Raw genomic sequence first — 13,883 nt, 5'->3', positions numbered from 1 at the left:
GGGGGATGGTGCCGGTGCTCACCGAGCACCGGCGGCGTCAACGGTGTCGAGCCGCAGGCCGTGGGCGGCGGCATACTCGGCCGGGCCTCCGTCCAGGACGGTCACACCGGTGTGGCCGGCTCGTTCCAGCAGGCTCGCGGCCGTCATGGCGCGCTCGCCGTGCCCGCAGGCCACCACCGCGCCGGCCGGGGCGTCCGCGGCGTGCTCGGCGAGTTCGCCGAGTTCGAGGTGCAGGGCACCGGGCACGTGCCCGGCGGCGTACTCGGCCTCCTGCCGGACATCGAGGTAAGGGCCGTCCGGCGCCTGGTCGGCGGTGACGAACGCGGTGCCGACGGCCTGCCCGCCTGCCTCCAGCCAGGCGGGCAGGCCGCCGCTGAGGTGTCCGGCCAGCCGCTCGTAGCCGATCTTGTATGCCTGCCAGACGACCTCGGCGGGGTCCTGTCCGTCATCGATGACGAAGGCCAGGGGCGCGGTGTCGGGCAGCAGCCAGCCCAGCCAGGTGGCGAACTGCTCGCGCAGCGGGATGGACAGCGATCCGGGGATGTGACCTGCCGCGAACTCGGCGGCGGGGCGGCCGGCCAGCAGTCGCTTGACGAAGGTGTTCTCGTCGGGCGCGGCCAGCAGCGGGTTGGTGCGTTTCTGGGCGCCGATGGTGGTGGTGCGCTCGGTGCCGGGCGGGGCCGAGCAGAACGAGCCCGCGCCGTGGGTGAGCCATACCGCGGTCGCCTCCGGCAGAGCCGCCAGCCGCCGCATCGAGTGGTACTGGGCGCGCGCCAGTTCCTCGGTGCGGTCGGCGCCCAGCAGGTCGGTGCGGGCGGCGGAGTTCACGATCAGCGACCCGCCGGTGAACACGCCGAGCTCCTGGCCGCCGTCCAGGAGCAGGAACGACAGGTGCTCGTCGGTGTGGCCGGGCGTGGCCAGGGCACGCAACCGCAACCCGCCCAGATCGACCTCGTCACCGTCAGCCAGGCCACGGTGCGGGAACGCGCGCTGCCCTGAGGCCGAGGCCAGCACGATGGCACCGGCATCATGGCCGAGTTGTACGGCGCCGGACAGGAAGTCGGCATGCAGGTGCGTATCGGCCGCGAAGGCGACCGTCAGGTCGCGCCGACGGGCCGCGGCATACAGCGCGCGCAGGTCACGACAGGCGTCCACGGCCAGCGCGCGCCCGTCGCCCAGGTCGACCAGGTAGGCGCTGTTGCCCAGCCCGTGGTCCACCAGTGGTATCAAATGATCTTCGGTGAGACCCACGATGTCCTCCATGGCCCATTGACCTGTTGTACCGTATTCCATAGATTAATGGAGGAGTGGACGATGGACGCAACCCCGGCCCAGGCCAAGGCTCGGCTGTATGACGCGTTCGCGGCCAGCGGCAAGGCGCTGGCCAGCGGAAAACGGCTGGAACTGCTCGACCTGCTCGCCCAGGGAGAACGCACCGTGGAGGCCCTGGCCAAGGCCGCCGGGCTGAACCTGACCACCGCCTCGGCCCACCTGCAGACGCTCAAGCAGGCCGGATTCGTCGCCACCCGTCGCGACGGCGTGCGTATCCACTACCGGCTCGCCGGCGACGACGTCGCCCGGTTGTTCGCGCTGCTGCGCAAGGTCGCCGAGAACCATCAGGCCGCCGTCCCCCCGACCCGGGACGCCTACCTCGGCCGGGACGGTGCGGCGGAGGTCACTCGCGCGGAGCTGCGCGCCCGCCTCCAGGCAGGAGGCGTCGTGGTGCTCGATGTCCGGCCGGTGGAGGAATACCTGGCCGGCCACATCCCCGGGGCCGTCTCCATCCCCGTCGCCGAACTGGCCGACCGGATGAACGAGCTGCCCGAGGGCTGCGAGATCGTCGTTTATTGCCGCGGCGAATACTGCGTGTTCGCCTACGACGCAGTCCGCCTGCTGACCGACCGCGGACGGCACGCGGTCCGCCTGGCCGACGGCATGCTCGAATGGCGGCTGGCCGAGATGCCCGTCGACGCCGGGGAGCTGACATGAGCGAAGCGCCCGGACCGCACGAGCACGCGAACGCCGCCCCGGTGGTGCTGGACGGCGGTGACCGCCGCTGCGTCCACCTGCTGATCGAGCTGAGCCGCCTGGTGGCCGGCCTGCCCTCGGGCCGCGTCGTCCACCTGATCGCCACCGACCCGGCCGCCCCGATCGATCTGCCTGCCTGGTGCCACTTGACCGGTCATCGCTACCTCGGCGCTCTCACCAGCCGCGGTCGTCCCGCCTACGCCATCAGCGTCCGCGCCGACGCCCGCCGTACCGAGCCGCATGCCCCGTGGCGGTCGGCCACAGCCCCACGGTCAGGAGCGTCGCCGGGTGAGACGCCGGCCCTTGAGGAACAAGAGCGTGCCGACCGGGGTGAACACCAGGCCCAGTGCGCCGGTGATCAGCGGGGCCAGGAACGCCGACCAGAACGAGGAGATCCGCGCGTCGGACGGGTCGGCCGGGTCGTAGGCGACGGGCACGCTCTCGCCCTCCGCGTAGGCCGGTGGGTTGCTGCCCGTGGAGCTCTGGAACGAGTACTGCCTGCCGTCGACCGTGAACTCCACGGTCGGAAACCAGGTGGTGCTGCGGCGGATGTAACCGTCGGAGTTCCGGGTCGTGCTGGTCCGTGCGGTCAGCTCCACCACGGTCCCGTCCGTTCGCTGGGCCGAGGCCAGGAAGCTCGCCGTGGAGGCGGCCAGCGCGATGGTGACGCAGAGCAGGACCAGACCGATCAGGCCGAAGATTCCGCCGACGAGAGTGAAGAGCCGTCCGTTGTGCATGGGACGAGTGTGCCAATACCGGTGCCGGGCGCGCTGCCCCCTGTTGTCGCAGTCGGGCAGCGCCACATGGCCGGCTAGCGTTGCGGGCGCCGGCCCAGCTTGTCGGTCCAGCCGAACTCCTCGAAGGTGACACGGACCGTGTCCTCGTCCTTCTCGGCCACCGAGTACTCCAGCAGTTCCGCCGTGTCCTCGTCGACGACCAACTGGAACTCGTACCCGTCGTCGCTCTCGACCGCCAGGCCGACCCCCGCGCGCCCGGTGGCGTCCTCGACCTCGCCGTGGGAGGTGATGCCGGGCTGGTCGGCGAGGATACGGAAGATGGCCGCCCGGGTGCCGGGAGTGGTCGGGGCGGTCATCAGGTCGACGGTGGTCTGCCACAGGTAGAGGTCGAACTCCTTGTGGGGGTCCGGCAGTTTCGCGAACTGGGCGCGCAGGCGGCCGGCCAGCGCCTTCTTCGACGTGGGCAGGTCGCCGACGTTCTGCATGGTGATGTCCATGTTGGGGATCGACAGGGGCCGCGGAAGGTTGTCGTCGACGCTCTTGGGCTTGTCCTCCGCCAGTTTCGGTGAGCCCTCCTCCTTCCACTTGGCCTCGTCCTGCGGTGAGGGGAAGACGACCTCGCGATCGCTGCTCTTCACGCGGTGGGTGCCGCCGAGCCGCTTCGGCCGCCACCGTTCCTCGGACTCGACGATGTACGCCCGGTACGGGGGCCCGTCGGGCTGGATGCTCTTGCGCAGGTTCTCCAGCTTCTTGTTGTACTTCTCGTTGATCGCCACCAGCTCGTCGTCCTCGGCGCCGGTCCTGTCGACCTCCGCCTGTTCCTGGAGCTGGAGCTTCCGCGCCTCGGTCCAGAACTCCTCCGGCAGGTGGGCGGTGGGATGGGTCGTACGCTGTCGCACGTACCAGTAGTCGCCGGTCGCGGCGGGCTCGCGCAGTGCGGTGGCCGCGGCGGCGAGCAGGAAGGATCGGGCGTCGATCCGGGTGGCCGGCGACGCCCCCGTGCCGCCGGTCGTGCTCTGCGGGGTGCTCGAAGCCGCGACCGGCGGGGTGTCGCCGGCGGGCGTGCCGGACAGCACGCCGGTGGAGACGACGACCGCTCCGGCGGCGACCGCGGCGACCGCGCCGGTGGCCAAGAGGAACAGAGGACGTCTCGGCGCGGGTGCCGGGTTCCGGGTGCTGCTGAACGTTCGGGCGAGGTCCTCGCGGCGGCGCCGCCGGTAGCTCGCCTCGGCGAGTTCGTCCAGCTCATCGGGCCTGAGCCGGGCGAACATACGGTCGGTCATGTCTTCCCCCACGGGTGTCAGCTCTCCTCGGCGAAGTGGCCGCGCGTCTGTCGCATCGGCCGTCGCGCGGCTCCCATTTCCTGGCGCAGCCTGCTGTCGAGCCGCTTGCGCGCCCGGTGCAGCCGGACGTTGAACGCTCGCGCCGAGCAGCCCATGACCGTCGCGGCCTGGTCGGGCGTCAGGCCGTACCAGGTGGCCAGGATCATCGCCTCCACGTCCTTCTCGGGAAGGGCGCGCAAGGCGGAGATGGCCTGCTCCCGGTCCACCACGTGCTCGGCGACATCCCAGGCGACGTGCTCCTGCTCACTGGTCAGCTTGGCGATCCGCTCGACCAGGTCCTCGCGCCGGTACCGCACGTCACGCTGCTTGGCGAGCTTGTTGCGGGCGACGCCGAGCAGCCACGGCAGCACCTGCTCGGGCAACTCGTCGAGCCGCCGCCAGGCCACGAGGAACGTCTCGCTGCACACGTCCTCGGCCACGCCCTGTTCGACGCGGAGCAGCACATAGCCCAGCACGTTCCGGTAGTACCGGTCGTACAGCAGGGTGAATCGTTCTTCGGGATCGTCCACACCCAGTAGTCCCGCCGGCCGCCGCTCGATTACCGCCGGGCCCGGACTTGTTCCAGCCGCCTGATCATTCGCTCGTGGAGATGTCGAGAACGGCGCCGTCCGGGCTGTGCGCCTTGACGCGGAACTCGGTGGTCTTCCCGCCGTTCATGCCGAAACGGCCGGTGCCTCCCGCGCCGATGACCATGTAGCCGGTATCCCGGACGATCGACAGTCCGTTGTCCGCGGCGGAGAGCAGGTATCTTCCGCCATTGACGGAGACCACGACCGGCTTGGACACCTTGATCTGGCACGTGCCGTCCCGGCAGGCGGCGAGGTCTCCGCCGTCCTCGGCGGACGGCAGAGGAGTGGCGCCGGGTTCACGGGACGAGGTCAGCGGCTCGCACTGAGGAGCCAGATCGTAAGAGGCGAGGAGTTCCGGATGACCGGCGACCAGATCGGGCAGATCCGCCGCGGACTCCAGCCCGGCCGTCGCCCTGGACACCTGCCTGACCTGCTTCTTCAGCTGACTGACGGGGAGCTGCATCAGGAAGAACCGGTCCCCTTCGGGTAGTTTCGCGCGCGCTTTCTTGACTCCGGAGGCCAGGCTCGCGCGGTACTCGTCCACGGCCGGGATGCCGGTGGCGGGGACTTCGGCGAGCGCGTCCCGCATCCGGTCCAGACGCGTCCCGGCGGAGGAGATGTACTCCGCCAATCGTGACCCGAGGAACGGGGCGAATCTCGGATCCTCTGTCAGCGGATCGTCGAACGGATCCGCCCTCAGGGACGTCATGGAATCCCTGAGGGGGCACATTCTGGCGGCCCAGCCGACCAGCGCCCGGGTCGGCGCGGAGACGTTCGCCTTCGACGGGGTGGACGGCGTCAACGGTGTGCAACCTGGCGCGAGGTCATGGGAGACGGCCAACGCCTGATCGCTCTTGACCACCTGAGTGAGAATCGTCGCTTGCGGGGGGATCGCGCCCACCGCCGCGGCCAGCCGCTCGGCCGTGGACAGCTTCTTCTTGTCCGCGGCCTTCGTGATCGCGTCGCTGTCCTCGGGCAGTTGCCCCTGTATCTCCTTGAGCACTTTCAGCAGCCGCGCGGATTCCGCGTCCGCCGCACCGTTGCCTGACGGGGACACGGACTCGACCGCCTGGATCGCGTCGCCGACCGTGGAGCTCACGCTGCTGAGGTACCACTCGGCCTCGAAGCCCTCCATGTCCTCCTCGTGCCCCTCCCGTAACGGGCCGTCCACCTGCTGGGTGGTGAGGCACATCGTCTCCGCCCAGCCGACCAGCGCCCGGGCCGGCGCAGGCGAAGGACGAGGCGAAGGCGGAGGAGAGGAGGGCGCCGCCGCTGGAGGACCACCGGCGCCGCACCCCACGCTGACGATCAGTCCTGTCCCGAGCGCCAGCACCGTGCGCCGGCGTCTCCGTGGCACCACGCTCATCATGTCCGCCCTTCCGCTCGGCAGGATGAGCCTATGCAGGCTCCTTCGGGAGGGGTCCCGGCGTGTGATGCCTCATGAACCGGTGGGGTTGATCGTGAAGAACGGGGCGAGTTCGGCCTCGTCCGGGGACTCCAGCAGCCTTCGCAGCAGTTTGCCGTCGAAAGCCACCACGCGCACCTCGTCATGGGCGCCGTTGTCGTTCTCCCAGCAGTAGAGATGCGACTCGTCGTACCAGCCGAGGACCTTGTCGCAGTCAGAGGAGAACCTGTGCACCTGCTTGCCGGTGGCGGCGTCCCAGAGGCAGTGGTCGCTTTCGTCGTCACCCGGGCAGTCGGTCACGAACACCCTGCCCGAGGGCGAGAAGAGGTCGACGGTGCCGGAGGCCAGCGGCCCCACGCCCGGCAGGTCGCGCGTGCGTCTGCCGGCGGCGTCGAAGAAGCGCAACCCCTCGTCCTCGCCGTAGACGATGACGACGCCCTGATCGGCGCCGTCCCAGCCGAAGTCGCTGTCACGGATCGACTCGTCGGCCACGTCGACCACCCGGACCTTGCTCTGGGCCACGTCGTTCCCGGCCACGTCGACGACGGCGAAGCCCAGGGTGGTCCAGACGTCCTTGCCCTGCTTCCTGTTGAGGTTCAGGAGGACCTTGGAACTGTCCTTCGACCAGGCTCGGATGCTGGTGTCCAATGGTTTCCGTACGGTTTTGACCCGGAAACTGGAGCCCGCCTGCCGATCGGTGATGAGGATCGAGTCGTACCCGTCCGAGGTGTAGTCGTCCGGCCTTCCCACGAGATAGCGGCCGTCGGGGGACACTCGCGACTCCAGGTTGCCCGGATACCTGTCGAACTTCCCGCGCAGCGACTGCCTGGCATAGTTGACGTCGTCGTCGAGTTTCTTGTCGTAGGCCTCGTACGACGTCAGGGTGATCGGGTCGGACGGGCTCTCGTTGAGCGTGATCGGCCCGCCCGGCAGCGTGGTCGGCGACGGCGCCGCCGTGGACTCCGCCGCGGTCGGTGGGGGTGTGGGCGTGCCCGTCCGCAGCGAGCCGACCAGCACTGTCGCGGCCACCACGGCGGCCGCGGCGACCAGGGCCGCGGCGGCGACGACGAACGGCCTGCGCGACGTCCTGCCACCGTCAGTGGGCGGAGCGCCGTCCGGGGCGGCCTGCCTGGTTCCCTCCACGAGCGGGTCCGCGCCGAGCTCCGGATTGCGCAGCAGGCGCGTGATCACGTCCATGGCCGTCGGCCGGCTCTCCGGCTCCTTGGCCAGGCACTGCCGCACCAGCTCGCCCAGCCGTTCGTCGAGCGCGCCCAGATCGGGCTCACCCGTGAGCACGCGGTTCATCACGGCGTGCGTCCCGTCGTTGCCGAACGGCGCCCGCCCGCAGGACGCGAAGACGATCGTGCCGGCCCAGGAGAACAGGTCGGCCGCCGATCCGAGCCCGAGCCCCCTGATCTGCTCGGGAGCCATGTACGCGGGGGTCCCGATCTGCGTGCTGCTCGTCATGGTGGCCGGGCCGAGCGTGCGCGCGATGCCGAAGTCGATCACGCGCGGGCCGTCGGCGCCCATGATGACGTTGCCGGGTTTGAAATCCCGGTGCACCACGCCGGCATCGTGGATCGCGGCGAGCGCGGTGGCGGTGCCGATGGCCAGCCGCTCCAGGTCACCGCCGGAGAGCGGGCCGTCCTCCCTGACGATCCGCTCCAGCGAGCGGCCCTCGACGTACTCGCTGACGATGTACGGCCGGCCCTGCTCGACACCCGTGCTGAGCACAGCCGCGGTGCAGAACGTCGCCACCCGCCGGGAGAGCGTCGCCTCCTGCATGAAGCGCGCCATGCTCTCCTCGTCGGACGGGTGCAGCCATTTGACGGCCACGCGCGCGTTCATCGGAGTCATGGCGAGGTAGACGACACCCTGCCCGCCTTGGCCCAGCCTGCCGAGGAGTTTGAGACCGCCCAACTCCTCGGGGTCGCCGGAAGTCAGCGGCATGTAATCAACCATGTGGTAATTGTGATCCTTCGGAGTGGATCTACCATAGCCTTACCGAGCGGCGAATGTACCCGAACTTCCCTCTGTCAGGTCTGCCGGGCTCGTGAAAGGTTAGCGGCATGGCATCGGCGAAACACGGCCCCCGCAGCAAGGTGGACCTCTTGCCGAAGGAGTCCGTCTCCGGCGGACTTCCGGCGGACGTGCCGGGCAGCCTGTACGTCCGGGGGACCAACGGCGGGATCCGTGTCGCGCCGGATGCCGGGTTCGACGTGGTGTTCGGGCGCTGCGAGCCGGATGTCCACGTCTGTGTGGGCCTGGACGACCCGTACGTCAGCCGGCAGCACGGATTCATCACCTACGAGAACGCGCGGTGGGTCCTGTGCAACCTCGGCAACCTGCCCATCCGCCTTCCGGGCGGGCGGCTGGTGCTCACCGGACACCGCGCGCCGCTGCCGGTGGCCCACACACCGCTGTTCATCGTCGCGCCCCGGCAGGAGCACCTGTTCGAAACACGGATCGTCATGACATCGCACCCGGCGACGCGGGTCCCCCAGGAGGCCGACACCCGCGACCCGAACGGATGGCCACTCAGCACCGTCGAACGCCTGGTCCTGGTCTGCCTGGGCCAGCGATATCTCCGGCCCGAGCCCTGGCCCCAGCCGTTGACCTGGGCCCAGGTCGCCGACGAGCTCGGCCGCCTCCGCCCCGCGGACAAGTGGACCGCGAAGCGGGCCGCCCACATCGTCACCCAGACGCGTAAGCGGCTCAGCGCCAAGGTGCCCGGGCTGCTGGAAGAGGAGATCCCGCCGCCGCTGGGCAACACGCTCAACCACAACCTGATCATGGCCCTGCTGGTCTCCGCCACGATCGGCCCCTCCGACCTCCGGCTCCTCGACGAACCGGCCGGCCCGCCTCCCGGCACGGTCGATCCCATCCCGTGAAGCCCGGGACCCCTCCCGGACGGCGGCCTGTAGGAACAGACCATGAAACGGTTCTCCATCACCGCCATCGCCCTCGCGTGCGCACTCGCCGTGGCGCCGGCCCTCGCCGCGCAGCCGGCCGACGCCGCGGCCAAGCCGAACCTGCGGAGCTGCTACGACGGGAAGTGCACGTTCACCTTCACCAAGCCGGTGAGCTTCCGGGTCTCCGCCACGTACGGCTCCCGCAAGATCCGCGTCTCCAAGGTGGACGCCGAAACGGTGGCCGTGCGGACGACCTCCGTACGCCGGGTCAACGGCCGGGTGTTGACGACCGGCGGCGGCGTCAACCTCGGGGAAGGCGGCCGGGGATCCGTCGGCGGCCTTTCGTTCCGCGTGCTGTCGGTCACCGACCGAGGGGCGACGATCCGCTTCACCGGTTGACGCCGACCGGCCCCCGACGGTTCCAGCGCAGCGCGGTGGCGGCCCAGGTGTAGCCGGTGCCGGCGGCCAGCAGCAGCACGATGTCGTCCGGGTTGAGCCTGCCCGTGCGCGCCGCGCGGTCCAGGGCGAGGAGCGGGTCCACGCCGCTCATGTGTCCGGTGTCGTCCAGATAGAGGGCGCGGTCGGCGGGCAGTCCCAGGGCGGCGAGCAGGCCGTCGTGCATCGAGCGTTTCATGTGCAGGACGCACAGCTGGGCGACGTCGTGCAGCCCGAGGCCGGATCGCTTGAGCGCCCCTTCGGCCACCCGCACGAAGTTGGGCAGCGAGACCCGGTCCAGGCCCTCCTTCATCGAGGCCGGGTCGGACACGTCGATCAGGTGCCGGCCGTTCCTGACCGTGTGCTCGCTGGCGGGCTCGACGCTGCCCCCGGCGGGGACCCGTACCTGGTGGGAGAAGGAACCGTCGGTGATCATCTCGCTTTCGAGCAGTTCGGCGACACCGCCGTCACGGGTGAGCAGCGCCGCGGCGGCGCCGTCCCCGAAGTTGAAGGCGAAGCGGGAGCGGTTGTTGGTGTAGTCGAGCAGGTACGACTCCCGGCTGGCCGCGACCGCGAGCACCCGCCTGAGGTGCGGCTCGGCGACCATCAGGTCCCGGCAGACCCGGAAGGCCACCGGGGTGCCGCAGGAGACGTAGTCGAGCTCAAGGGCGAAGGCGCGGTGCGTGCCGAGCAGGTGGGCGATCCGCGGCGCGGCCTGCCAGACGGCGTGGTCCTTCCAGGTCGAGCCGAAGTAGACGACCGCGTCCACGTCGGCGGGGTCGGTCCCGGTCTCGGCCAGCACCTGGGCGCCCGCCTTCGCCGCCATGTCGGTGACGTGTTCGCCGGGTGGCGCGATGTGCTTGCCGCTCAGCCCGAACCGCTCGACGATCACGTCCTCCGGGATCCCGCTCAGGGCCGAGATCTCGGTCGCGGTCATCCGGTGGCGTGGCAGGTAACTCGCGGTTCCGGCGATGCGCACGCTCACGCTTCTCCTCGGGACTCGGTACGGCGGACCAGGGAGACGATGCCTCCCGGCAGGAACATGATCAGAGCGACGAAGAGCACGCCGAGGACGAACATCGGCTCGCTGAGCGGCCCGCTGACCGTGGTCGACAGATCTCCCAGCCGGTGGCTCAGGTAGGTGTAGACGAGGCCGCCGATGAGCGCGCCGGACAGCCGGCCGGATCCGCCGAGCACGACCATGACCAGCAGCCCGAGCGTGAAGGTGGAGTCGGTCACCTCCGCGTGGGCGCCGCCGACGATCAGCGCGTAGACCATGCCGCCCAGGGTCGCCAGGAACGACGACAGGGTGAAGGCCATCAGCTTGAACGCGTAGGAGCGCAGGCCCAGCACGGTGACGCGGGTCTCGTTGTCGCGGATCGCCCGCCACACCCGGCCCGGCCGCGAGGCCAGCGCCCAGCGCACCACCACGACGGTCAGCACCAGCAGCGCCAGCGCCAGCCAGTAGCGGTACTTGGCGTTGACCACGCCGACCAGCACGTCGGGCAGTTGCTCGTACGGGAGCGCGAGGCCGAGTTCGCCGCCCGTCACCCGGAACGGGTCCCGCACCACGAAGATCGCCCCGGCCTGGGCGAAGGCCAGGGTCGCCATGGTGAAGGCGATGCCGCCCACCCGCAGGACGACGGCGCCGAGCACCAGCGGCACGGCCACGCCGAGCACCACCACGTAGCCGAGGGCGCCGCCGAGGCCCAGGCCGGTGTTGGTCAGCACCACCGCGGTGGTGTACATGCCGATCGCGACGTACAGCCCGTGGCCGAAGGAGAGCAGGCCGGTGAAGCCGAACAGCAGGTCGTAGGTGATCGCGATGGCGGCCATCACGCACATCAGGGACAGCAGGTGCAGCACGCCGGGGCTGGCGAGCGTCCCGTCGAAGAGCAGGGGGATCTGGACGTCGAGGGCGGGCAGCGCGGCCATCAGCAGGAGCAGTGCCAGCGAGACCGGTCTGACCCACGGGCGCGGGCCACCCAGGATGCGCGCCGTGGCCACCGCCCCGGGGCGGGTCATCTGGTCGGTCATGTGGCGACCCTTCCGAGCAGGCCCTGGGGGCGGATGAGGAGGATGGCGGCGAGCATGAGGACGACGATCAGGTCACCGGCGCCGACCAGTCCGTAGAAGTTGGCGTACTGCTGGAGCAGGCCGACCAGGACGGCGGCCAGGGCGGAGCCGCGGAACGAGCCGAGACCCCCGATGATCACCACGATGAAGGCGTAGATCAGCAGGCTGATGCCCTGCTCCGGCGAGACCGCGTTGTTGATCGCCCCGGTGAGCGCGCCGGCCAGGGCGGCGAGCGCTCCGCCGATGGCGAAGACCAGGGTGAACGCCCGGCGTACGTCGATGCCGAGCGCGGTCACCATGGCCCGGTTCTCCACCCCGGCCCGGATGATCAGCCCGTACCGGGTCCTGGCCAGGAAGGCCGACATCGCCAGGTACACGGCCACGGCCACGAGGATCAGCAGGAACCGGTTGTTGGGGATCGGGGCGCCGAAGACCTCGGTCACGTCGTTCATCCAGGCCGGGGTCGCGATCGGGTGGGCGTCGGATCCGAAGACCGACCGGATCAGCGCGGTGATCGCCAGCAGCAGTCCGACGGTCAGCAGCACCTGCGGCACGTGCGATCCGTACAGCCGGCGCAGCAGCGTCGTCTCCATCAGCGCCGCCAGCGCGGTGCAGACCACGATCGCGGCCAGCACGCCGAGGGTGAAGCTTCCGGTGGCGTCCACGACGAGCCACGCGGCGTAGCCGCCCATGGTGAGGAACGCGCCGTGCGCGAAGTTCAGCACGTCCATGAGCCCGTAGATCAGCGACAGCCCGGACGCGACGAGGAAGTAGAGCGCCGCCAGGCCGAGCCCGGTGATCGTCAAGAGGATGAAGGTGCTCATGCCCGCGCTCCGGTACGGCAGGCGGCCCGGCGGCCGGTCATCGTGCCACCCCCACTCCGAGGTAGTCGCGTGTTCGTTCGTCGTCGTTGAGCAGCCGGCCCACGTCGCCGGTCCAGACGACGCGGCCCTGGTCGAGGATCACCGCGTCCCTGGCCAGGCGGCGGACCAGGTTCAGGTTCTGCTCGACCAGCACGACGGTGACCAGGGTGGCGACGCGCGTGAGGGCGTCGGCCAGGTGGGTCACCAGGTGCGGGGCCAGGCCCTGGCTGGGTTCGTCGATCAGCAGGAGGCGGTTGTCGTTGAGCAGGGCGCGGGCCAGGGCCAGCATCTGCTGCTCGCCGCCGGACATCGTCCCGGCCCGCTGGCGCAGCCGTTCACGCAGCCGCGGGAAGAGCTCGTAGACCAGGTCGTAGTGGTGCGGGCCGCCGGGACGCTCGGCCAGGCGCAGGTTCTCCTGCACGGTGAGGCCGGCGAAGACGTCCCGGTTCTCCGGCACGTAGCCGACTCCCAGCCGGACCACCTCGTGGGTGTGCAGGCGGGAGATGTCCCTGCCCTCCAGCAGGATCTCGCCCCGGCGCTGGACCAGCCCGAGCAGACCGCGCAGGGTGGTCGTCTTGCCGACGCCGTTGCGGCCGAGCAACGCCGTGACGCCACCCGAGCGGACCTCGAACGACACGCCCTGGAGCACGTGCGACTCGCCGAGATGGACGTCGAGGCCGGAGACGGAGAGGATCGTGTCCGGCGTGCTCAAAGCGCCTCCCCGAGATAGGCCGACTGCACGACCTGGTCGGCCATCACGTTGTCGGGCGTGTCACAGGCGAGCAGGGTGCCGTGGTGCATCACGGCCATCCGGTCCGCCAGGGCGATCGCGACGTCCATCCGGTGCTCGACGAGCACGATGGTGGTGCCGTGGGTGTCGCGCACCTGCCTGATCACTTCGGTCAGTTCCGGCACGTCCTCGGCGCTCATGCCGGCCGTGGGCTCGTCGAGGATCAGTACGGCGGGATTGCCGACGATGGCGAGGGCCACCTCCAGCTTGCGTTTGCCGCCGTGGGACAGGGCCGCGGCCGGGTCGTCGGCGTGATCGGCGATGCCGACCGTCCGCAGAGCCGCGCGGGCCTGGTCGAGGGCGGGGTCGGTACGGCGGACGCGCCGCCACAGGGCGAGGCTCCCGCCGAGGTGTGCCTGCGCGGCCAGCCGTACGTTCTCCAGTACGGTCAGCGACGGGAACAGGCTGGTGATCTGGAAGCTTCTGGCCAGGCCGAGCCGCGCCCGGCGGAAGACGGGTTCGTCCGTGATGTCCCGGCCCTGCAGGTGGATGCGCCCGCTGGTCGGCCGGCGCAGGCCGGTGAGCATGTTGAAGAGGGTCGTCTTGCCGGCGCCGTTCGGCCCCAGCACGGCCATGATCTCGCCGCGCCGCACCGACAGGGAGACGTTGCTGAGGATCTGGACCCCGCCGATCGCGACGCCGAGCTCCCGGGTCTCGAGAATGGGTTGCCCGTCGGGGAGCGCGGTCCCGGGCCGCGCTCCCCTCGTCTTATCGGTGTTCACCGG

General features: G+C 70.5%; 14 protein-coding genes. 3 read left to right on the top strand and 11 right to left on the bottom strand.

The features are described 5' to 3' along the window. Window positions 1-18: 18 nt before the first annotated feature. On the bottom strand, window positions 19-1,251 hold the full coding sequence (locus tag AB0K05_RS12790; RefSeq protein WP_271279280.1) for an MBL fold metallo-hydrolase: 1,233 nt from the start codon (window positions 1,249-1,251) through the stop codon (window positions 19-21). 63 nt (window positions 1,252-1,314) lie between these two features. Between AB0K05_RS12790 and AB0K05_RS12785 the strand changes: the two genes are divergently transcribed. Further along, on the top strand, window positions 1,315-1,989 hold the full coding sequence (locus AB0K05_RS12785; protein WP_271279281.1) for a metalloregulator ArsR/SmtB family transcription factor: 675 nt from the start codon (window positions 1,315-1,317) through the stop codon (window positions 1,987-1,989). 311 nt (window positions 1,990-2,300) lie between these two features. On the opposite strand, the gene AB0K05_RS12780 is transcribed toward AB0K05_RS12785, so the two are convergent. From AB0K05_RS12780 to AB0K05_RS12760, 5 genes are all read right to left on the bottom strand, one after another. Further along, complete coding sequence (locus AB0K05_RS12780; protein ID WP_271279282.1) at window positions 2,301-2,765, bottom strand: DUF3592 domain-containing protein; 465 nt, start codon at window positions 2,763-2,765, stop codon at window positions 2,301-2,303. A gap of 74 nt (window positions 2,766-2,839) precedes the next feature. Then, complete coding sequence (locus tag AB0K05_RS12775) at window positions 2,840-4,048, bottom strand: CU044_5270 family protein (protein WP_364228982.1); 1,209 nt, start codon at window positions 4,046-4,048, stop codon at window positions 2,840-2,842. 17 nt (window positions 4,049-4,065) lie between these two features. Continuing rightward, entirely contained in the window at window positions 4,066-4,617 is a 552-nt protein-coding gene (locus AB0K05_RS12770) for a sigma-70 family RNA polymerase sigma factor (RefSeq protein ID WP_187281533.1), read from the bottom strand. A 64-nt stretch (window positions 4,618-4,681) separates the two neighbouring features. After that, the gene (locus tag AB0K05_RS12765) at window positions 4,682-5,812 is read right to left on the bottom strand and encodes a hypothetical protein (protein ID WP_364228980.1); all 1,131 of its coding nucleotides are present in this window, start codon (window positions 5,810-5,812) and stop codon (window positions 4,682-4,684) included. Between the two features lie 303 nt (window positions 5,813-6,115). After that, window positions 6,116-8,044 (bottom strand): serine/threonine-protein kinase, encoded by a 1,929-nt coding sequence (locus tag AB0K05_RS12760; protein ID WP_364228978.1) that lies wholly within the window; start codon window positions 8,042-8,044, stop codon window positions 6,116-6,118. A 149-nt stretch (window positions 8,045-8,193) separates the two neighbouring features. Here AB0K05_RS12760 and AB0K05_RS12755 point away from each other — a divergent pair, with 149 nt between their 5' ends. After that, window positions 8,194-8,973 (top strand): FHA domain-containing protein, encoded by a 780-nt coding sequence (locus AB0K05_RS12755; RefSeq protein ID WP_364228976.1) that lies wholly within the window; start codon window positions 8,194-8,196, stop codon window positions 8,971-8,973. 42 nt (window positions 8,974-9,015) lie between these two features. Beyond that, on the top strand, window positions 9,016-9,393 hold the full coding sequence (locus AB0K05_RS12750) for a hypothetical protein (RefSeq protein ID WP_148035708.1): 378 nt from the start codon (window positions 9,016-9,018) through the stop codon (window positions 9,391-9,393). Here the strand turns inward: AB0K05_RS12750 and AB0K05_RS12745 are convergent. From AB0K05_RS12745 to AB0K05_RS12725, 5 genes are read right to left on the bottom strand one after another with little or no spacing between them, the layout of a single operon-like run. After that, a complete protein-coding gene (locus AB0K05_RS12745; protein WP_271279287.1) occupies window positions 9,383-10,414 on the bottom strand; it encodes a 3-oxoacyl-ACP synthase in 1,032 nt (343 codons plus the stop codon). The two genes, AB0K05_RS12750 and AB0K05_RS12745, sit on opposite strands and share 11 nt — an antisense overlap. Next, on the bottom strand, window positions 10,411-11,466 hold the full coding sequence (locus AB0K05_RS12740; protein WP_148035710.1) for a branched-chain amino acid ABC transporter permease: 1,056 nt from the start codon (window positions 11,464-11,466) through the stop codon (window positions 10,411-10,413). Before AB0K05_RS12740 ends, AB0K05_RS12745 begins: the two co-directional genes overlap by 4 nt. Then, window positions 11,463-12,329: a branched-chain amino acid ABC transporter permease gene (locus AB0K05_RS12735; RefSeq protein ID WP_364228974.1), complete on the bottom strand. Its 867-nt coding sequence runs from the start codon at window positions 12,327-12,329 to the stop codon at window positions 11,463-11,465. The genes AB0K05_RS12740 and AB0K05_RS12735 overlap by 4 nt, the downstream gene beginning before the upstream one ends. Before the next feature lie 37 nt (window positions 12,330-12,366). Then, window positions 12,367-13,080, bottom strand: a complete 714-nt coding sequence (locus AB0K05_RS12730) for an ABC transporter ATP-binding protein (RefSeq protein WP_148035712.1) — start codon at window positions 13,078-13,080, stop codon at window positions 12,367-12,369. After that, on the bottom strand, window positions 13,077-13,880 hold the full coding sequence (locus AB0K05_RS12725) for an ABC transporter ATP-binding protein (protein ID WP_364228973.1): 804 nt from the start codon (window positions 13,878-13,880) through the stop codon (window positions 13,077-13,079). Before AB0K05_RS12725 ends, AB0K05_RS12730 begins: the two co-directional genes overlap by 4 nt. Between the last annotated feature and the right edge of the window lie 3 nt (window positions 13,881-13,883).

The sequence above is a fragment of the Nonomuraea sp. NPDC049486 genome (assembly GCF_040676925.1).
Classification (GTDB): Bacteria; Actinomycetota; Actinomycetes; order Streptosporangiales; family Streptosporangiaceae; genus Nonomuraea; species Nonomuraea ferruginea.
This window is presented reverse-complemented; position numbering and strand designations above follow the sequence as displayed.

Coding starts and splice junctions, on each gene's coding strand:
- AB0K05_RS12765 (WP_364228980.1), bottom strand. CDS start 5,812: ATGGAGGGCTTCGAGGCCGAGTGGTACCTCAGCAGCGTGAGCTCCACG.
- AB0K05_RS12760 (WP_364228978.1), bottom strand. CDS start 8,044: ATGGTTGATTACATGCCGCTGACTTCCGGCGACCCCGAGGAGTTGGGC.
- AB0K05_RS12750 (WP_148035708.1), top strand. CDS start 9,016: ATGAAACGGTTCTCCATCACCGCCATCGCCCTCGCGTGCGCACTCGCC.
- AB0K05_RS12785 (WP_271279281.1), top strand. CDS start 1,315: ATGGACGCAACCCCGGCCCAGGCCAAGGCTCGGCTGTATGACGCGTTC.
- AB0K05_RS12775 (WP_364228982.1), bottom strand. CDS start 4,048: ATGACCGACCGTATGTTCGCCCGGCTCAGGCCCGATGAGCTGGACGAA.
- AB0K05_RS12740 (WP_148035710.1), bottom strand. CDS start 11,466: ATGACCGACCAGATGACCCGCCCCGGGGCGGTGGCCACGGCGCGCATC.
- AB0K05_RS12735 (WP_364228974.1), bottom strand. CDS start 12,329: ATGAGCACCTTCATCCTCTTGACGATCACCGGGCTCGGCCTGGCGGCG.
- AB0K05_RS12780 (WP_271279282.1), bottom strand. CDS start 2,765: ATGCACAACGGACGGCTCTTCACTCTCGTCGGCGGAATCTTCGGCCTG.